Below are 19,214 nucleotides of genomic sequence, written 5' to 3'. Positions count from 1 at the left end.
GTGTGGGCTTGCAGGACCGTTGGCGCCATGGATGGCGCCATCGAGCCCCCATGGACGGGTTTACGGCGTGTCCTGCAAGCCCACACCGCCCCGCCAACCCGCAGAAAACCCAGAGCCGGCTGTTGCTTTGGCTTTGGCTTTGGTTTTCGCCTCTGCGGGTGCCGGGCGGCAGCCCGGCCAGCCCTCCCTGCCGGATTTGCATATGTGGCTGCCGAATCCGGCCGTGGATTTGCCGGAATGCGCGATTGCCCTGCCGGAATGAAGTGCTCAGCCCTCGCTGAAAGGCGCGAAATGTCAGTCACCTGCCTAACGGCAAGTCCACTGACATTCAAGTTGTCCGCCTACGGGGGAAATGCTCATGAACCGCATCTACCGGCGTGTATGGAACCGCCAGCTCAATGCTCTGGTTGTGGCCTCGGAACTGGCCACCGGCGATAGCGGTGGTACCGCACCGCGCGACCGTCGTGCCAGCCTTCTGGTGCCCAGCACCCTGGCCATGGCACTGCTGTGCGTGCTGGCCAGCGGACCTGCGGCGGCGACAGAGGCCAATCAATCGCTGCGCGACCTGCAGGCGCTGGCGGCCAAGTACACCCAGCCGATGCCGGTGAAGGTCGATGCCGAAGTGGCGCTGGCCGCGGCTGCACGACAGGCCCAGGCGAACCCGGCGATCAGTGCCAACGCACGCGTCGGCCTGCAGCTGAGCACAACGTCATTGCCGGTCGTGCGCGACGTGCTGCCGGCCACCGTGCAGGTCAAGCTGGCGGCCGGCGCCGCGCCGCGCCAGGTGCCTGCACCGGTGCTGGGCGCCGACGTGCGCGCCAACATCGGTGTTGGCACTGCAGCCGCTACCCGTGTCGATGCCGCGCTTGCCGCGAACGTCGCACCGGCTGCACAGGCGCCGTTGGGTCTGGCTGCCAACGCGGCAGCAAAGGCCGATGTCGGCATCGCCGGCAAGCCGGTTGCCAGCATTGACGCCGGCACCCAGGTTGCCGCGGCAGCGGGTGTAACGCCGTCCGGCTTGAAGGCGGCCGTGGATGGCAAGGTCGATGCGCAGCTGGTCGTGGCCGGCAATCACATCGAAGGCCAGGGCCAGATCGGTGCCACCGCAGCGGTCACGCTGCCTGCCAAGGAAGAGCTGCCGGGTGACACCGATGACCGCGCGATCACCGCAGCGTTCGATACCGGCGTGGCAGGCAAGGTACGGGTGCAGGGCAAGGACGGCGAGGAAATCGTCGCCGATCGCAATCTCAAGCTGGCCGGCACTGCAACCGTCGCCGCGCAGAACAGCGCGCTTGGCCTGGGCGGCCTGCTCAACGGCGTCGGCACTGCGCTCAACGGCGTTGGCAGCGCGGTCGGCAGCCTGCTCAATGGTGACCTCAACGGCACCGTCGGCAACCTGACCGGCGCCGTCGGTGGCCTGGTCGGCAATACCCTCGGCAGCCTCGGCCTGACCTCGCCGTCGGCCATTCCGCCGACCAGCCCGAAGGCGCCCGCCGCTGCCGACCCGAACGCGGGCCTGGTGATCGGTACCGGTGGCCTGGTGGGCGGTGTCACCGAACTGCTCGGCCCGACCACCGCCAGCCTGTTCGGCGGCACCGGTTACCTGTCCAACGGCAACCTCAAGCTCAGCACCGCCAACGTCATGCAGACCTATTCCACGGTCAACGTGCTCGGCCTGCCGGTGGTCAATGCAACGCCGGTCGGCACCACGCTCAACGGACTGGGTGGAGCGGTCACCGGTGGCAGCTCGCACCTGACCCTGATCGGTGGCGTCACCTCCGACAGCTACATCTACAACATCAACAACGGCAATCCCGGTGGCCTGCTCGGCCTGCTGCTGCCGACGGACTCGCCGGCCTGGGCGGCCAAGTGCCTGGACATCGCGCTGGCGGACATCTCCTGCTGGGCGGTCAACGCAGCGCAGGACTACCAGGTGCTGATGGGCGATGGCGCCTATGCCAACGGCTCCAAGGAGGTGGTGATCGGTGCCAACGCCCGCCATGAACTGCCCAAGGTCGATGCCAACGTCGCCTTCCCGGGCGCGGGCGCCAATGATCCGAGCGATCCGACCGGCGTTCCCACCGCCGACTATGCAGCACGCATGGGGCACTCGGTGGTGGTCGGCGACAGTGCCAGCGGCACTGCCAACGGGCAGACCCTGCTCGGCGCAGAGAGCACCTCCAACCAGGCCAACTCGGTGGCGCTGGGCTACCGCTCGGCCGCACTGCGCGGCGCGCAGGCCAGCTACAGCGCTTACGGCCTGACCACCGCACAGGTGTCGGCGGGCGAAGTGTCGGTGGGCACCGCAGGCGGTGGCGAGCGGCAGATCACCAACCTGGCAGCCGGCAGCGCCAACACCGATGCAGTCAACGTGGCCCAGCTGAAGGGTGCGATCAGCCAGATCGATGCGGTCGGCGCGGCGGCGGTCACCTATGACCTGGATGGTGCAGGCGACCCCGACTACCGCCGTGTCACCCTCGGCAATGGCACCGGCACCACCACCATCGGCAACCTGGCAGCCGGCGCGGTCAACGCCACCAGCAGCGAGGCGGTCAATGGTGCGCAGCTGTTCGCCAGCAACGACACGATGGCAAAGTTCTTCGGCGGACGCGCAGCGTTCGATCCGCTCACCAGCACGTTCACCGCACCGCTGTTCGAGATCAGCACCATCTCCACCGGTGGCGCCGTGGCCCCGGGGCTGTATGACAACGTCACCGACGCCTTCGATGCGGTGGATGGTTCGCTGGTCAACCTCAACACCCAGATCAACGACATCCGCAACACCGGCACCCGGTACCTGCGGGTGAATTCGACCGGTGCCGACGCCGTGGCCAGCGGCGCCGAAGCGATCGCCGTCGGTGCCGGTGCCAGCGCAACCGCCGCCAACAGCATCGCGGTCGGTGCCGGCAGCCTGGCCGACCGTGCCAACAGCGTGTCGATCGGTGCCGCGGGCGCCGAACGCCAGGTCACCAACGTCGCCGCCGGCACCGCCAGCACCGATGCGGTCAACCTGGGTCAGTTGCAGGCTTCCGAAGAGGGCGCGCTGCGCTACGACCTCAACGGCGACGGCAGCGTCAACTACGCAAGTGCGACGCTCGGCCAGTCCGGCACCGCCACCACGCTGCGCAACCTCGGCCCGGGCCAGATCAGCGCGGCCAGCAGTGAAGCAATCAATGGTGCGCAGTTGTTCGCGGCCAACCAGACGGTGGCCACCCACCTCGGCGGCGGCGCTGCAGTGGATGCCAATGGCGTGGTCACCGCGCCGACCTACACGCTCAACAACGTCGCCGCCAATGGCACGGTCAGCCAGGGCAGCTACAACGACGTCGGCACGGCCTTCGACGCGGTCAGCAATTCGCTGGCCAATGTGGCCGAGCAGACCGATGACCTGGACGCACGCGCCGTGAAGTACGACGTGGACGGGAGTGGCAACGTGGTCGATACCGTGACCCTCAGCGGCACCGGCGGTGCACCGGTGAAAGTCACCAACGTGGCCGCTGGCAGCATCCTGGCGGGCAGCAGCGATGCCATCACCGGCGACCAGCTGTTCAGCACGCACCAGACGGTGGCCAGCTACTTCGGTGGCAGCACCGTGTACAACGGCAGCACCGGGCTGTGGACCGCGCCGACCTTCAACATCTCCACCATCGCCACCGATGGCACCATCACCGGCAACGACTACAGCAACGTCACCGCTGCGTTCTCTGCAGTGGACGGCTCGCTGCGGGTGCTCAACCAGCGCATCAGCAGCGGCGGCGGCAGCCCGTACCTGGCGGTCAACTCCACGGCTGCCGCAGCCACGGCCACCGGTGCCGAAGCACTGGCGGTCGGCCCGCAGGCCAGCGCAGCCGGTGCGGGCAGCGTAGCGGTCGGCAACGGTGCCAATGCCAGCGCGGGCAACAGTGTTGCGCTGGGTGCCGGTTCGGTGGCCAGCGTCGGTGCGCAGACCGGCTATACCGGTGCCTATGGCCAGGCCGGCGCCAGCAACTCGTCCGGTGAGGTGGCGGTGGGCAGCAGTGGCAGCGAGCGCAAGATCACCCACGTGGCCGATGGCTCCGACGACCATGATGCGACCAACGTCGGCCAGCTGAAGAACGGCGTGAACTACGCCATCGACCAGTCCAAGGCCTACACCGACCAGAAGATCCAGAACATCACCAACGTTGCCGGCAGCTTCCGCGCCAACAACAGCAACAACCTGGCCGATCCGGCCGCCACCGGCGCCAACTCCGCCGCGGGCGGTGCCGGCTCCACTGCGGCCGGGGCCAACTCGACCGCATTGGGCAACGGCTCGCAGGCGCAGGCAGACAACTCGGTGGCGCTGGGTGCGGGCTCGGTCGCCAACCGCGCCAATACGGTGTCGGTGGGTGCAGCCGGTGCCGAACGCCAGGTGGTCAACGTGGCCGATGGTTCGCAGGCGACCGATGCGGTCAACGTGCGCCAGCTGCAGGCTTCGCAGCAGGGCACGATCCGCTATGACACCACCACCAACGGCACCACCAACTACAACAGCGTGACCCTGGGCAGCACCAGCAGCGGCCCGACCACGGTGCGCAACGTCGCTGCCGGCACCGCCGGTACCGACGCGGTCAACGTCGACCAGCTGAAGTCGGGCATGGCGCAGACCCTGGACTGGTCCAAGGCCTACACCGATGAGCGCATGGGCGGCTTCGAACGCGACCTGCGCAAGACCGACAACCGCGCCTCGGCCGGTATCGCCTCGGCGATGGCAACCGCATCGCTGCCGCAGCCCAGCGAAGCCGGCCGCAACATGGCCTCGATCGCCGCCGGCAGCTACAACGGCGAATCCGGCGTGGCCTTGGGCATCTCCGGTGTCTCCGAGGGCGGTCGCTGGATCTACAAGTTCAGTGGTTCCACCAACAGCCGCGGCGAGGCCGGTGTGGCCGTCGGTGCCGGCATCCAGTGGTGATCGCCTGCGCCGGGTCGCATTCGCGGCCCGGCGCAGCGGGCAACGTCTACAGGGGGAATGACATGAAACCGCATCGCATCGCTCGCAGTGGCCGCGTCGCCGCCACGCTGGGCCTGATCCTGGCCGCGGGGCTGCTGGTTGCCTGCCGCAGCCACGCACCGGCCGCCGACGGCCCCGCCGACAGCCCCGCCGTCACCTTCCCGGAGGCCAGCAAGGCATCGCTGAAGGAAGGCATCTATCCGGATATCGCCGACCTGCGCCGGTTCGCACCGGGCATGAGCAAGCGCCAGCTGTACACGTTGCTCGGCACCCCGCACTTCAACGAAGGCATGTGGGGCGTGCGCGAGTGGAACTACCTGTTCAACTTCCGCACCGCACAGGGCGCGGAGTACTTCACCTGCCAGTTCCAGGTGCGCTTCGACAACAAGGGCATCGCCCAGGGCGGCTACTGGAAGCCTGAATCGTGCGCAGCGGTCCTCGACCCGCCGCGTCCGCCGCCACCGCCGGCGCCGGCGCCCTTGCCGGAGCAGCCGCTGCGGCTGGCTGCCGATGCACTGTTCGGCTTCGACAGTGCCGTACTCAGTGCCAGCGGCCAGCAGGCCGTGCAGGGTGTACTGGCGCAGGTGCGTGAGGCCAGCCAGGTGCAGTCGATCCAGGTGGTCGGCTACACCGACCGCATCGGCAGCGCTGCCTACAACCAGACGCTGTCGCAGCGACGTGCCGAGGCGGTGCGCATGGCGCTGGTACAGGGCGGCGTATCCGCGGCGAGCATCAGCGCTGAAGGGCGGGGTGCGGCCGAACCGCTGGTGCAGTGCGACCAGCGCAACCGGCGCGAACTGATCGCCTGCCTGGCGCCCAATCGCCGGGTGCAGATCGCGGGCGTGGCCCGGTCGCACTGAATCCCCGCGCCGGGGCGTGCCCCGGCATCCCGAGTCCCCCCTGTTCTGCCGGCAGGACGTGGAAACGTCTCCCCCGTTTTCCACGCCTGCCGGTGGGCAGGTTTCTTCCCTGGTGCACCTGATGAATGCCCAATTCCTGCCCTTGTCCATGAAGACGGAAGCCACTCTCAGCGTGTACGGCCAGCTCGGCAACCATGCGGTCGTGCGCATTCCCGGGCGCCGGCTGCCGGGCCTCATCCTGCAGGCCGACACCGTTGCCGGCTTCCTCACCCAGCTGCAGGAAGCACAGGCGTGCCTGCGCAGCGGCCGCGCGCAGCGTGCCGACGCCGAGCTGGACATGCTGGTCGACATGCTCGAGCAGTGGTACGCGCTCATCGAATCGCGCCTGGCCGATGCCGGCGAGGCCTTGTTGAGAAACAGGGGACGGAGGGGATCAAGTCGTGTCCCGCACAACCGGGGCATGAACGACTTGATCCCCTCCGTCCCCTTTTCTGTTGCTATGCGCGGGCGCGGATCATCCAGCAGGCGGTTTCCACCCGCACACGGTCACCGTCGATGAACGGTGCGAACGCGGTCAGCGCCTGCTGCAGCAGCGCTTCGGCGCGTTCGGCCGGCAACGCACGCAGGGCCAGACCCACAGGTCCGAGCTGGCCGACGTAGCTGGCCAGCGCATCACGGCTGAGGAAGCAGGTGAGGTCCAGCGGCGCGATGTCCACGTCCTGCCATCCGGCACGCTGCAGCAGCCGGCGCACCCGTTCGCCATCGGCGAAAGCGAACTGCCCCGGTGCACCGGGTACCCGCGCCGGCAGCACCAGCTGGTCTGCAAGGGCGCGCTCGGCGGTGGTCATGAACGGATTCTCCTGCGCGCTGCGCCAGGCGATGCAGCGCAGGCCCGCGCCCGTTCGGGCGGCACGGTGCAGGTTGGCGAAGGCGGCCTGCGTGTCCTCGAAGAACATCACCCCGAAGCGCGACTGGATCCAATCGTAGTGCGCCGTTGCGAAGGGATGGCGCTGGGCATCGGCAACGATGAAGTCGACCCCGCGCGCGATCGCGGCGGCGCGCTGGCGGGCCAGGCCAAGCATCGGTGCGGAGATGTCCACGCCCGTGCAATGGGCGTCAGGGCGTGCTGCGGCGGCGCTCAGCGTACTGGCGCCGGTGCCGCAGCCCACGTCCAGCAGTTCCGTGACGGTAACCGGCAGCTCGTCGCGCAGGGCATCGGCCATCGGTTGGAACAGGCCGTCCAGCAGGGTCTGCTGCGCGACCCAGTTCTCGCCGGCGGCGCCGTTCCAGAGCGTGTTCTGATCGAGCGGGAGTGAATCGTCCATGGGCTTGCCTTGCGCGGGGAGTGCGACCATGGTGGCGCTTGAAGCCCACTTGAGGTCAAGCACGATGCAGGAACTGGATATCGGTGAGGTGGTCCGCCGCAGTGGCGTGCCGGCCTCGACGCTGCGCTACTACGAGCAGCTCGGCCTGTTGCAGGTACTGGGGCGTCGCGGCCTGCGCCGGCAGTACCACGAGCAGGTGCTGGAACGGCTGGCACTGATCGGCCTGGGACAATCGGCAGGCCTGTCGCTGCAGCAGATCGGCGCAGCGATGCCGCAGGGGGCAGGGCTTGCACTGGATCGCACGGCATTGCTGGCCCGGGCCGATGCGCTGCAGCTGCAGATCCGCAGATTGCAGCGGGCGCAGGATCGGCTGCGGCGGGCTGCCGCCTGTCCACACGCCGAGGATGCTCGGCGCTGCGTGTCGTTCCGCAGGTTGCTGCGAGCGCAGCAGCACGTAGCGCGCGGATGAACTGCCGACACCCGCTCAATCGCGGGTGCTGACTTCCCAGGTGGCATGCAGCACGCCCGGCACCTGTTCCATCCGCGCCAGCACCACGTCCAGTTCGTCGGCGCTGACCGCGGTGCTGACCAGCACTGCGATCACATCAGTGGGCGCATCGGCGTGCTCCACCAGTTGCACGTCGCCAACGGGGTACTGCGCGGCTTCCAGCGCATCGACCAGGCGCTCGCGCACGCGCGGTACCGCGTCGGCATCCACGCTCAGGCGCACTTCGTAGGTCGCTTCGCTGGCGGCTTCGTTGATCGGGATGCGGTTGATCGCGTTCACCAGTGGCCGCAGCAGGGTATTGCCGGCGATGATCAGCACGGTCAGCAGCACGCCTTCGGCCAGCATGTCCGCGCCGGTGCAGCTGCCCACGGCAGCCGAGCACCACAGCGTCGCGGCGGTGTTCAGGCCGCGCACGTTCATGCCTTCCTTCATGATCACGCCGGCGCCGAGGAAGCCGACGCCCGAGACGACGTAGGAGATGACCCGCACGGCCTCGGCGCTGCCGGCGATGCGCATGCCCAGGTCAACGAAGGCGGCAGCGCCGACAGCCACCAGCACGTTGGTGCGCAGGCCAGCGGTGCGTTGCCGGTACTGGCGTTCGGCGCCGATCAGGGTGCCGAGCACGAACGCCGCCAGCAGGCTGACCACGGTGTCGGCGAACGGGCCGGGCTGGAAGGTTTCAATGAAGCGCATGGCCGCAGTCTACCTCCCGCAGGTGACAGTAGAACCACGCCACGCGTGGAGGGGCAGGGGGCATCATCCACGCGTGGCGTGGATCTACTCGTCGACGCGCTCGCCCATCATTTCGCGCTGGCGCTTGTCCAGTTCCTCCGCATAGCGCTTGCGCACGAATGCTTCAGACACCACGCCCAGCACCTGGCCATCGTCGGCCACCACCGCCAGCTCGTCGGCCTGGGTCTGGTCGAACCGCTGCATCACGGTCACCACGTCGGCGCTGGTGGCAAGGGCCACGTCGCGGTTCTCGGCGAACGTACCTACGACGTCCTCGGGCTTCACGCCGTCGCCGAACAGGCGCGGAATCTGCACGATGCCAGCGTAGTGGCCTTCACTGTCGATCAGGATCACCCGGCTGCCCGAGCCCAGCGGGAAGCGCTGGCGGAAGGCGGCGGCATCGAGGTCGGCCGAGGCGGTGGCCACACCCTTGCGCATCATCCGCCCGGCATTGAGGTTGTGCACCCAGCCGATGTCACGCGCGCTCTTGATGGTTTCCCCGCGCAGGTGCATGCGCCAGGTCGAGAAGGAATAGCCGAACCACTGCCGCACCAGGGTGCTGGACACCAGCACGGCGCTCATCACCACGCTGGTCAGCAGGAAGTCGTGGGTGCCTTCCAGTACCAGCATGGCCATGGTCATCGGCGCGCCAACCACCGCCGCGGCCAGTGCAGCCATGCCTGCCAGCGCGGCCGACGTGGCGTCGACCACCGGGACGCCGGTGGCCATCGCCAGCAGCCCCGCAAACAGCGTGCCGACCAGGGTGCCCATGAACAGCGAGGCGAAGAACAGTCCGCCGCGGAAACCGAAGCCCAGCGAAATGCCGGAGGCCAGGCATTTCAGCGTCAGCAGCCCGCCGATCCAGATCAGCGGCAGATGGGTGGTCAGGTCCAGGTGCAGCGCTCCGTGGCCGGACGACAGCACCTGCGGGCTGGCCAGCGCCAGCGGAATCAGCAGCAGGCCGCCCACCACCGGGCGCCCCCACAACGGCAATGGGCTGCGCTTGACCGTGCCCTCGATGGAGGCGATCAGGCGCATCACCACGATGCCGACCATCGCACAGCAGCAGCCGAGCAGGCCGTAGATCGCATAGTCGGCTGCGCGCACGTCGATGGTCGATGCCGCCGGCAGCAGATAGGCGTCCACGCCTGCCTGGTCGGCAACGAAGGCGCCGGCCAGTGCGGCCACCGCAACCGGCGCCAGCGCCGCCGGCGTATAGGCACCGATGACGATCTCGAAGGCGTAGAAGGCCCCGGCCAGCGGTGCACCGAAGGCCGCGGCGATCGCACCGGCCGCGCCAGCACCGACCAGGATGCGCACGTCGTTGCGGCGCAGGCGCATCACCCGCCCCAGCTGCGAACCGCTGCCGGCGCCCATCTGCGTGTATGACGCTTCCAGTCCGACCGAAGCACCGCAGCCATTGGAGACCAGGGTCTGGGTCAACACGATCAGGTTGTCGCGCATCGACATGCGGCCGCCATGCAGTGCATTGGCTTCCACGGCATCCAGCAGGGGGCGTTTCAGGCGCGTGGCAGCCAGGCTGACCAGGCCCACCCCCAGGCCACCCAGCGGCAGCACCAGCAGGGCAGTCCAGGTCAAAGCGGGCAGCGAGCTCAGGCGCATGCCCTCGTCCAGCCCATACAACGCCGTCTGCAGGGTGCGTGCCAGCCCAGCCTGCAACAGGGTCAGGCCGCCGGCGATCAGCCCGACCACCAGCGCCAGGGCGATGAACCACAGGTCGCTGCCGCGCAGGCGCAGGCGCAGGCCCTGGAAGGCCAGATGCAGGCGCGATGGCGAAGCGGTGGAGGACATGGTGGCGGCATGATACGCCGCCACCGTGAGCGCTACCGTCACCGCATCAGGCGGTTGCCATGCTCAGAAGCGGTAGCGGCCCTGCACGTAGAACGTGCGCGGCGCGGCCACCATGCGCCCGGCATTGCCATCCACGTTGCGGGTGTACCAGCGCTTGTCGGCCAGGTTGTTCACGCCCACCGCGACCTCGCTGTCGGCCAGCCAGGGCAGCTGCCAGGCGGCCTGCGCGTTCCACAGGCGTACGCCGGGTACACGGCCTACGCGCGCGTCGGCGGCTTCTTCCCAGGTGTTGGCGGCATCGGAGAACTGGCCGCTCTGGTGGGTGCTGGACACGTTGAAGGTCCAGCCGGCCAGCGCATAACGGGCGCCGACGCTGTCGGTATCGCGCGCGTAGAACGGCACATCCAGGCCGCGGTTGTCGCCGGACTGCTGGATGGCCTTGGTCCAGGTGTAGTTCGCGTACAGTTCCAGCCCGGCCAGCGCGCTGCTTTCGGCAAAGCGGTACTCGATCGCGCTTTCCACGCCCTTGTGGTCGGTGGCGCCGATGTTCTGGAAGGTGGGCGGGGTGATGCCCGGCACCTGCAGGATCTGGTTGTCGAAGCGCATCTTGAACACGGTCACTTCCGCACGCAGCGCGCCATCCTGCCAACGCGCGCCCAGCTCGGTGGTCCTGGCGATTTCCGGGTTCAGCGGATTGGTCGCGCTCTGCGAGTTCAACTGGATGTTCTGCACCGGTCCGAACGAGGTGGTGTAGTTGCCGAACACGGTCAGCTGCGGGGTCAACAGGTAGGCGACGTTGAGCGAGGGCAGGGCCTTGTCGTTGCGGCTGCTGAAGGTCGCGCCGCCGCCGGCCTGGCGGCGGTCCATGTCGATCCACTCCATGCGCACGCCGGGCGTGATCCGCCACTGACCGATGGCGATGCGGTCATCAACATAGAACGAGTGCGCATCGGTGGCGTTGTCGAAGCGGGTGGTCGCGCCGGTCGCACCGGTACGGCGGGTAACGGTGTAGCTGCGGTCGTTGCCGCGCTCGCGCAGGAAGCGGTAGCCGGCGGTGATGTCGTGCACGCTGCTGCCCCAGTGCAGGCGCTGGGTGTAGCGTGGCTCGATGCCGAGCACACGGTAGTCGCGCGGCTGCACCGTGATCTGTGTGTTGGCCGCGTTGATCAGCGAACTGGCCCGGTTGCTTTCGTTGTAATACGCCAGCACCTCGAACTCGCTGTTCTCCGACAGCGTGTTGGTGTAGCCCAGGTCGATGCCGGTGCGATGGCCCTTCCAGAAGTCGGACGGGCGGGTGTTCTGGAACGGATCGGCCTGGTACTGGGCGCGGGTCAGGCCGCCCGGAGTCAGAGAACGCACGTCGTAGTACGACAGCTTGGCGCGCAGTTCCTGCTGTGCGTCGATGGCATAGGCGAACTTCAGCGCCAGATCATCGAAGCGGTCATCGCTGCCCTGGCGCCAGCCGCGGCCGTCCTGCCCCGAATAGAGCAGGGCCATGCCCAGGCCGTTGTCGGCGGTGCCGCCGAGGAACGCGTTGTACTGGGTGCTGTCGCCGCCGCCGTGATCGTAGGCGCTGTAGCGCACGCCGGCCTCGCCGTGCAGGCCGGGCGCAGTCGGAATCGCGCGGGTGCTGAAGTTGATGATGCCGCCGACATTCTGCGGCCCGTAGCGCACCGCACCGCCGCCGCGTACCACGTCGATCGATTCGATGTTGGCCAGGCTGGCCGGGGCGAAGGAGAGTTGTGGCTGGCCGTACGGCGCAACCGCCAGTGGCACGCCGTCCAGCAGGACGGTCGAGCGCGGCGAGTAGCGGCCGGTCAGGCCGCGCACGCCGATGTTGAGCGAGACCGAGCTGCCAGCGGTGCCGGAGTTGTCGGTGACCTGCACGCCGGGAATGCGGCGCATGGCATCGCCCAGGCTGGCGGCGCCGCTGGCCTCGATGCGCTGGCGATCGACCACGGTACGCGCGCCAGCGAAGCTCTTGACGCTGTCGTGCAGGCCGGTGCCCAACCAACTGCCCGACACCTGGATGCTGTCGAGCGTGGTGGCGCTGTCCTGCGCGAGCGCGCTGGCGGCCGGAAACACGCACAGGGCGAGGGCGGCAGCCAGGGGCAGGCGGGCCGGTTGCTGGGCAGGGATAGGCATCGGTGCGGGGCGTGGAAGGTCGTAAATGAGAATTATTGCTGATTCCATTCGCCATTGGAATCGGTCCGCCGTTCAGCGCTTTGGCCCGGTGGTAAAGTGGCCGATTGCCTCCTGACCCGCTGAGAACTGCCATGTCCACTGCTGCTTTCTACCCCGTCGGTACCCCTGGCCAGCCGTGGGGCGTTGCGGAAAGGGAGCAGTGGCGTGCGCGCCAGCAGCGTCTGCGCCGTTACGACGAGGAGGTGCTGCCGCGCATCGATGCACTGGCCGGGCACTTCGACAAGGTGGCCTACGGCCAGCTCGACTATGCAGGCGAGACCTACACCCTGTTCGCCCTGCGCAGCCGCGACTGGAACCCGGCGTTGCCGGCCGCGCTGGTGACCGGCGGCGTGCATGGCTACGAGACCAGTGGCGTAATGGGCGCGCTGGAGTTCCTCGAAAAACATGCCGCCCACTACGCCGGCAAGGCCAACCTTCTGGTCGCGCCGTGCGTGAATCCGTGGGGCTTCGAGCGCATCAACCGTTGGAACTTCGATGCGATCGACCCGAACCGCAATTTCCGCGCGGACGGCCCGGCCCGCGAATCGACGGCGCTGATCGAACTGATCGCACCGCTGAAGGGCCAGTTCGTGCTGCACATCGACCTGCACGAAACCACCGACAGCGACGAGAGCGAGTTCCGTCCCGCACTCGCCGCGCGCGATGGCAAGCCGTTCGAACCGGGCCTGATTCCCGATGGCTTCTACCTGGTGGACGACAGCGGGAATCCGCAGCCGGCCTTCCAGCAGGCCGTGGTCGCCGAAGTGGAGAAGGTGACCCATATCGCACCGGCCGACGACAAGGGCGAGATCATCGGTTCGCCAGTGGTCGCGCATGGTGTGATCGAGTACGCGCTGGTGCCGCTGGGCCTGTGCGCCGGCATCACCGGGGCGAAGTACACCACCACCACCGAGGTCTACCCGGACAGCCCCCGCGCGACGCCGCAGCAGTGCAACGACGCGGGCAAGGGGATGCCGGCCAGCGGCCGGCACTAGCTCACCCCAACGCCTGGGCCCACCACAACGCTGCCGGCCCCGGTGGCGTATCGCGGCGCCACACCAGGTCGCTGTGGATGCGCCTCGGCCAGCCCGGCACGCGCAGTTCCAGCAGGCGGCCCCGGTCGTAGCGCTGCACCAGCGCACGCGGCAGTTCGGCCCAGCCGATGCCGTCCTCGGCCATCTCCATCACCATCAGGTAGTCCGACGCGGTCCATGCCGGCCCGCTGATCGGCGGTGCGTGGTCGACCTGCGCACTCAGCCGCACCTGCCGATGCCGGGCCAGTTGCGCCGCCGCACGCACGCCGGCCTGCGCCAGCGGATGGTCGCTGGCCACGTACACCGCCAGTTCGCTGTGGTGGGCCAACGGCTGGGCCACCAGCGCATCGGGGTACTGCGCCTGGCGCGGCAGCAGTCCCAGCCCGGCGCGCCCACCATCCACCAGTTCCAGCACGTCCCGACCCTCGGCATCCAGCCATTCCAGCTCGATCTCGGGAAATGCCTCGGCAAACCGCTGCAGCACACGTTGCGCCGGATCGAGCTGGTAGACATCGGAGAACACCACGGTCAGGCGTGGCTCCACGGGTGCGGCCAGGCGCACGCTCAGTTGCTGCAGGCGCGCGTCGGCGGCAAGGATTTCCTGCGCGTGGCCCAGCACCTGCCGGCCGGCGTCGGTCAGCTGCGGATAGCGGCCGCTGCGGTCGAACAGAACCATGCCGAGGTCCGCTTCCAGATGGGCAATGGCAGTGCTGACCGTGGACTGGGTCTTGCGCAGCCGGCGGGCGGCCGCCGAGAACGAGCCCAGCGCGGCGGCCTCGACGAAGGCCTGCAGGGATTCGGGAGAATAGGGCATTGATCCATCGCTCCTGTCGATGGAATCAATTTTGATACCACCGTAAAAGGCGATGATACTGGCCGCCATCGCCCCTGTCTGCGGGGGCGTTCCGGATCATCCACGCACGGCGTGGATCTACTGATGACGGGGCGCGGCCCCCGTCCCGCAAGGAGCTTCACATGTCCCGTACTGTTCCCGCCCGTGGCGCCTTCGTCGCCTGGGCCTGCCTGACTGTGGCGATCGTCGCCGAAGTGGTCGGCACGTCCTTCATGGCCCATGCCGCCCGCGATGGCGGCTGGACCGGCTATCTGGTGATGGCCGCCGCGCTGGCGCTGTCCTATTACTTCCTGGCGCTGTCGGTGCGCCGCATCGCCGTCGGCGTGGCCTATGCGGTGTGGGAAGGCCTCGGCCTGACCCTGCTGACCGTGGTCGGCATCAGCGTGTTCGGCGAGAGCCTGTCGCTGCAGCAGCTGGCCGGTCTGGTGCTGGCGGTGGTCGGCATCGTCTGTGTCACCGTCGGGGAGGCGCACTGATGAACATGATGGCCTTGTTTTTCGTGATCTGCTCGGCGCTGATCGATGTGGCCGCCAACATGATGGTGGCCAAGTCCGATGGCTTCCGTCGCTGGCGTTGGGGTGTCGGCGCCATCGTGCTGGTCTGGATCGCCTTCGCCCTGCTGGGCCAGGCCGTGCGCTACAGGGACCTGGCGACCGCCTATGCGATGTGGGGCGCGATCGGCGTGATCGGTACGGCCACCTGCGGTCGCCTGCTGTTCGGCAACCGCCTGCGCCCGATTGGTTGGATCGGCATCGGCCTGGTCACGGCGGCCGTGCTGCTGCTCAGTACGGCGTGATCCCGGCTTGATTGCGGCGATCAGTGAGGTGGCCGACACTGGGGCTTTCCCGCAACGGAGTGCCCGCATGTTCAGTCACGTCACCGTCGGAACCAACGACATGGCGGCTTCCCGCCGCTTCTACGATGCCTTGTTCACTGCCATCGGCGGTCGCGCAGGCGCGTTCGATGACGAGGGCAAGCTGGTCTATATCAAGGATGGACGGATGTTCATGGTCATCCCGCCCATCGATGGCGAGGCGGCGTGCCATGCCAACGGCGGCACCATCGGCTTTGCGCTGGCAGACCCGCAGGCGGTGCATGCCTGGCAGGAAGCGGGGGTCGCCCACGGCGGTACCGCGGTGGAAGACCCGGCCGGCGTGCGGCACAAGGCCGGGCGCCAATTGTACCTGGCATACCTGCGTGATCCCGACGGCAACAAGCTGTGCGCCGTGCATGTGATGGGGTGAATCGTCGGTGCCGGACGCGGCGTCTCGTAATCGGACCAAAGTGACAACGCCGCCCGGCACGCCCGCCGGTCTGCAGGCGCGCGCGTAGCACGGAAATCCAGCCGATCGTGCCTGCGCGATGCCACGACTTCATCCTGTGTCCACTGCGATTCAGCCAGAATCGGTCGGCTCACTCTTTGATCGATCCGGAGATGGCTGCCCATGGAAGCACTGGAGCCTCAACATCAGCCGGTGCGAACCCTGCGGCCCGTCTTCGCCTTCGCGGCGATCGTTGTCGTTGCCTTCGCACTGTTCGTCAGCCTGTATCCGATCGGCGCCGGTCGCCTGCTGGTCAAGGCGCAGGACTGGGCCGCGCTCAACGTCGGCTGGTACTACCTGCTGGCGATGACCCTGTACCTGGTGTTCGTGGTCGGCGTGGCGCTGTCCAAGTACGGCGGCATCAAGCTCGGTGCCGACCATGACGAACCGGAGTTCAGCTACCTCTCCTGGGCCGGCATGCTGTTCGCAGCAGGCATCAGCATCACCCTGTTCTTCTTCTGCGTTTCCGAGCCGCTGACCCACTACCTGCAGCCGCCGCAGGGTGATCCGGCCGCGGGCGAGGCCGGTGCGCGCCAGGCCATGCAGCTGCTGTTCCTGCACTGGGGGCTGCATGGCTGGGGTGTGTTCGCGCTGGCGGCGATGGCGATGGCCTATTTCGCCTACCGGCACAACCTGCCTTTGGCATTGCGCTCGGCGCTGTATCCGCTGATCGGCAAGCGCATCAATGGCCCCATCGGCTATACCGTCGACGCCCTGGGCATCGTCGCCACCGTGTTCGGCATCGGCGCGGACATGGGCTTTGGCGTGCTGCATCTCAACGCTGGGCTGTCGCACCTGTTCAACGTGCCGCACTCGAACATGGTGCAGATCCTGCTGGTGGTGGCGATGATGGGCGCGGCGGTCGCGGTGGCCGTGTCCGGCGTGGAGAAGGGCGTGCGCTGGATGGCCAACATCAACATGCTGCTGGCGATTGCGCTGGTGCTGTTCATGCTGTGCGCCGGTCCCACGCAGTACCTGCTCAGCACGCTGATGCAGAACCTGGGCGACTACCTGGGCAGCGTGGTGGGCAAGAGTTTCGACGTATACGCCTATGGCGGCCGGCCGGAATGGCTGGGCGGCTGGACGGTGTTCTACTGGGCCTGGTGGATCGGCTGGGCGCCGTTCGTCGGCCTGTTCATCGCGCGCATCTCGCGCGGCCGCACCATCCGCGAGTTCGTGTTCGGCGTATTGCTGATCCCGCTCGGCTTCACCCTGGCGTGGCTGTCGATCTTCGGCAACAGCGCGCTGGACCAGGTGCTGCACCATGGCCAGCAGCAGTTGGCGCAGCTGGCGGTGGATGACCCACCGACGGTGCTGTATGCGTTGCTGGATGGCTACCCGTGGAGCAAGGCGGTGATCGGGGTGACCGTGCTGGTCAGCTTCATCTTCTTCGTGACGTCGGCCGATTCCGGGGCGGTGGTGCTGTCCACGCTGTCCTCGCATGGCGGTGCGCCGGAGGACGATGGCCCGCGCTGGCTGCGCGTGTTCTGGGGCACGGTGATCGCGGTGCTGACCGCCGGCCTGCTGCTGGCCGGCAGCATCGATGCCCTGAAATCAGCGGTGGTGCTGGCCTCGTTGCCGTTCTCGGCGGTGCTGCTGTTGATGATGTGGGGCCTGACCCGCGCCTTCAGTGACGAGTCGCACCGCAAGCGCGCGCAGCAGTTCAGGCCATCGCCGCTGATCGGCGATGACCGCCACCACCAGGGCTGGCGCCAGCGCCTGACCCAGGCCATGCACTTCCCGGTACGCGACCAGGTGTACCGCTTCATGGATGACACGGTGAAGCCGGCGATGGAGGCGGTGGCCGAGCAGCTGCGCGAGCAGGGCTGGGACGTGCAGACGCGGTTCGAAGCGGGCGACATGGAGCTGTCGGTCAACCACGGCGAGCAGCAGGACTTCCAGTACCGGGTGATCCTCAGTGGCTACCTGACCCCGTCCTTCGCCGCGCAGCAGCTGCGCAACCAGCGCTACTACCGCGCCGAAGTGCATCTGTACGAGGGTAGCCAGGACTACGACCTGGTCGGCTACAGCCGCAAGCAGATCATCAACGACATCATCAGCCAGTACGAACGGCACCTGCAGTTCCTGCACCTGAGCCGTTGATGCAGCCACGCCGGGCATGGCCCTTGCCTTTGGAGGGTGCGGACCGTTGGTCCGCACCCTCCTGTTCAATCAGAACCGGTAGCGCGCGCCCAGCGAAACGAACTGCCCGCGCAGGTTGTACTGGCTGATGTCGAAGCCGTTGGAACCGCCGGCCGGATCGAACGGCGGGTCCTTGTCGGTCAGGTTCAGCACAGACAGCGACAGCGTGGTCTTCGGAATGCCTTCATAGGCCACGTACAGGTCCAGCTGGTGGTACGGCTTGACCCGATCGCGCAGGCCCGGATTGCTGGTGGCCGTGGCTACGCGCTGGTCATAGCCGCTCACGTACTGCAGGCTCAGCGTGCTGCTCCAGTCGCCCACCGCCCAGTTCAACGAAGTGGTGCCGCGGGTGCGTGGCAGCGCGCCATGGCGGTTGTTGCCGGCGCCGTCATAGGGCGCCTGGCCGGCCACCAGCGGCTGCTTGAAGCTGAGCAGGTGGGTCCAGCTGCCAGCCAGGGTGAAGTTGCCCCAGCCGTCGGTGCGGAAGGTACGGTTGGCTTCCAGGTCGATGCCCGAGGTGGTCAGCTCGCCTTGGTTGGCGTACTGGTTGGTGATGATCTGGATGCGGCCCTGCGCATCGCGCTGCACGCGACCGGGGAACAGGCCCGGGTTGTCGACGATGAACTGCGCGCTGTCCGGCTTGACCAGGTTGTCCTGTTCGATGCGGTACCAGTCCAGGCCGATGCTGGAATCGGCATCGGGTGACCACACGGCGCCGACGTTGAGGTTGCGCGAGCGCTCGGCCTTCAGGTCCGGATTGCCGGTGCGCAGGTTGGTCACGCCGCGGCTGCCGCCGGGCTGCAGCGGATCGAACGGGTCGACCACCGAGCCGTAGCTGATGGTCTGCCCCGGTGCGATCTCCGGCAGCGACGGTGCACGGAAACCACGCGAGAACGAGCCACGCAGCAGCAGGCTGTCCAGCGGTTGCCAGCGCAGCGCGAACTTCGGCGAGAATGCCTTGCCGAAGTCATCGTAGTGGTCACCGCGGCCCGCCACCTGCAGCTCCAGCGTGCGATGCAGCGGCACGCTGAACTCGGCATAGGCGGCACTGACCTGGCGCTCGCCGTCGACGATGTTGATCGCCGGGCGCAGTTCGGTACCGGACAGCACCTGCGCGCTGGTGCGCGCGTCCAGCGATTCCTTGCGGAATTCCGCGCCCCAGGCGAAGCCGATCGCACCCGCCGGCAGTTCCCACAACGAGGTCGATGCCTTGACGTTGAGCGAGTGCAGCTTGTACCAGCCCGGGCGCTTGGTCTGCAGGCGCAGATCGTCCAGTGCGCCCGGCGTGCTGGACGGATCGAGGAAGTTGTAGCTGCCGTCGCGCAGGATCTGCTGGAAGGCGTAGCGGTCAACGAAGTTGTCCACGTACTCGCGCTGCGCACTCTGCGAGGTCAGTGCGGCCACTTCCCAGTCCCAGCGTTCACCGGTGCCACGCACGCCGGCCAGGGCGCGGTAGAACACCTGGGTATTGTC

Annotated in this window: 15 protein-coding genes and 1 pseudogene; 10 read left to right on the top strand and 6 right to left on the bottom strand. The window is 67.9% G+C overall.

Annotation, left to right across the window (positions count from 1 at the left end):
• From AC1DJN_RS15495 to AC1DJN_RS15480, 4 genes and pseudogenes are all read left to right on the top strand, one after another.
• A pseudogene (locus tag AC1DJN_RS15495) lies at nucleotides 1-262 on the top strand (hypothetical protein); the annotation flags it as partial.
• A 96-nt stretch (nucleotides 263-358) separates the two neighbouring features.
• Nucleotides 359-4,930 carry a YadA-like family protein gene (locus AC1DJN_RS15490; protein WP_282279899.1) on the top strand — a complete coding sequence of 1,524 codons (4,572 nt, stop codon included), beginning with the start codon at nucleotides 359-361 and terminating at the stop codon, nucleotides 4,928-4,930.
• A gap of 62 nt (nucleotides 4,931-4,992) precedes the next feature.
• Nucleotides 4,993-5,829 carry an outer membrane protein assembly factor BamE gene (locus tag AC1DJN_RS15485; RefSeq protein WP_442251858.1) on the top strand — a complete coding sequence of 279 codons (837 nt, stop codon included), beginning with the start codon at nucleotides 4,993-4,995 and terminating at the stop codon, nucleotides 5,827-5,829.
• A 121-nt stretch (nucleotides 5,830-5,950) separates the two neighbouring features.
• Entirely contained in the window at nucleotides 5,951-6,388 is a 438-nt protein-coding gene (locus tag AC1DJN_RS15480) for a DUF6959 family protein (protein ID WP_478039414.1), read from the top strand.
• Here AC1DJN_RS15480 and AC1DJN_RS15475 read toward each other — a convergent pair.
• Nucleotides 6,327-7,154 (bottom strand): class I SAM-dependent methyltransferase, encoded by an 828-nt coding sequence (locus tag AC1DJN_RS15475; protein WP_442251856.1) that lies wholly within the window; start codon nucleotides 7,152-7,154, stop codon nucleotides 6,327-6,329. The genes AC1DJN_RS15480 and AC1DJN_RS15475 overlap by 62 nt on opposite strands.
• Before the next feature lie 64 nt (nucleotides 7,155-7,218).
• Here AC1DJN_RS15475 and AC1DJN_RS15470 point away from each other — a divergent pair, with 64 nt between their 5' ends.
• The gene (locus tag AC1DJN_RS15470; RefSeq protein ID WP_442251867.1) at nucleotides 7,219-7,623 is read left to right on the top strand and encodes a MerR family transcriptional regulator; all 405 of its coding nucleotides are present in this window, start codon (nucleotides 7,219-7,221) and stop codon (nucleotides 7,621-7,623) included.
• A 15-nt stretch (nucleotides 7,624-7,638) separates the two neighbouring features.
• Here the strand turns inward: AC1DJN_RS15470 and AC1DJN_RS15465 are convergent, their stop codons facing one another.
• From AC1DJN_RS15465 to AC1DJN_RS15455, 3 genes are all read right to left on the bottom strand, one after another.
• On the bottom strand, nucleotides 7,639-8,355 hold the full coding sequence (locus AC1DJN_RS15465; protein ID WP_025878554.1) for an MgtC/SapB family protein: 717 nt from the start codon (nucleotides 8,353-8,355) through the stop codon (nucleotides 7,639-7,641).
• Between the two features lie 84 nt (nucleotides 8,356-8,439).
• Complete coding sequence (locus AC1DJN_RS15460; protein WP_442251855.1) at nucleotides 8,440-10,206, bottom strand: chloride channel protein; 1,767 nt, start codon at nucleotides 10,204-10,206, stop codon at nucleotides 8,440-8,442.
• A 63-nt stretch (nucleotides 10,207-10,269) separates the two neighbouring features.
• Nucleotides 10,270-12,351 (bottom strand): TonB-dependent receptor family protein, encoded by a 2,082-nt coding sequence (locus AC1DJN_RS15455; RefSeq protein WP_442251854.1) that lies wholly within the window; start codon nucleotides 12,349-12,351, stop codon nucleotides 10,270-10,272.
• A 131-nt stretch (nucleotides 12,352-12,482) separates the two neighbouring features.
• Here AC1DJN_RS15455 and AC1DJN_RS15450 point away from each other — a divergent pair, with 131 nt between their 5' ends.
• On the top strand, nucleotides 12,483-13,385 hold the full coding sequence (locus tag AC1DJN_RS15450; RefSeq protein WP_478039412.1) for a M14 family metallopeptidase: 903 nt from the start codon (nucleotides 12,483-12,485) through the stop codon (nucleotides 13,383-13,385).
• 1 nt (nucleotide 13,386) lies between these two features.
• On the opposite strand, the gene AC1DJN_RS15445 is transcribed toward AC1DJN_RS15450, so the two are convergent.
• Complete coding sequence (locus AC1DJN_RS15445; protein ID WP_442252174.1) at nucleotides 13,387-14,238, bottom strand: LysR family transcriptional regulator; 852 nt, start codon at nucleotides 14,236-14,238, stop codon at nucleotides 13,387-13,389.
• A 161-nt stretch (nucleotides 14,239-14,399) separates the two neighbouring features.
• Here AC1DJN_RS15445 and AC1DJN_RS15440 point away from each other — a divergent pair, with 161 nt between their 5' ends.
• The 4 genes from AC1DJN_RS15440 to betT all read left to right on the top strand — a co-directional run bounded on the left by AC1DJN_RS15440 (nucleotide 14,400) and on the right by betT (nucleotide 17,702).
• Nucleotides 14,400-14,753, top strand: a complete 354-nt coding sequence (locus AC1DJN_RS15440; protein ID WP_442252173.1) for an SMR family transporter — start codon at nucleotides 14,400-14,402, stop codon at nucleotides 14,751-14,753.
• A complete protein-coding gene (locus AC1DJN_RS15435) occupies nucleotides 14,753-15,073 on the top strand; it encodes a DMT family transporter (RefSeq protein WP_442252172.1) in 321 nt (106 codons plus the stop codon). The genes AC1DJN_RS15440 and AC1DJN_RS15435 overlap by 1 nt, the downstream gene beginning before the upstream one ends.
• A 67-nt stretch (nucleotides 15,074-15,140) precedes the next feature.
• Nucleotides 15,141-15,521 (top strand): VOC family protein, encoded by a 381-nt coding sequence (locus AC1DJN_RS15430; RefSeq protein WP_442252171.1) that lies wholly within the window; start codon nucleotides 15,141-15,143, stop codon nucleotides 15,519-15,521.
• A gap of 201 nt (nucleotides 15,522-15,722) precedes the next feature.
• Nucleotides 15,723-17,702, top strand: coding sequence for a choline BCCT transporter BetT (gene betT / locus AC1DJN_RS15425; RefSeq protein WP_025878562.1), 1,980 nt, complete (start codon nucleotides 15,723-15,725; stop codon nucleotides 17,700-17,702).
• 69 nt (nucleotides 17,703-17,771) lie between these two features.
• Here betT and AC1DJN_RS15420 read toward each other — a convergent pair.
• On the bottom strand, nucleotides 17,772-19,214 hold a 1,443-nt coding region (locus AC1DJN_RS15420), incomplete at its 5' end, for a TonB-dependent receptor domain-containing protein (RefSeq protein ID WP_478039409.1).

It is taken from the genome of Stenotrophomonas sp. 05L414_2 (assembly GCF_056397905.1).
Note: the sequence above shows the minus strand (reverse complement) of the source record. Positions and strands in the feature narration are given on the sequence as shown.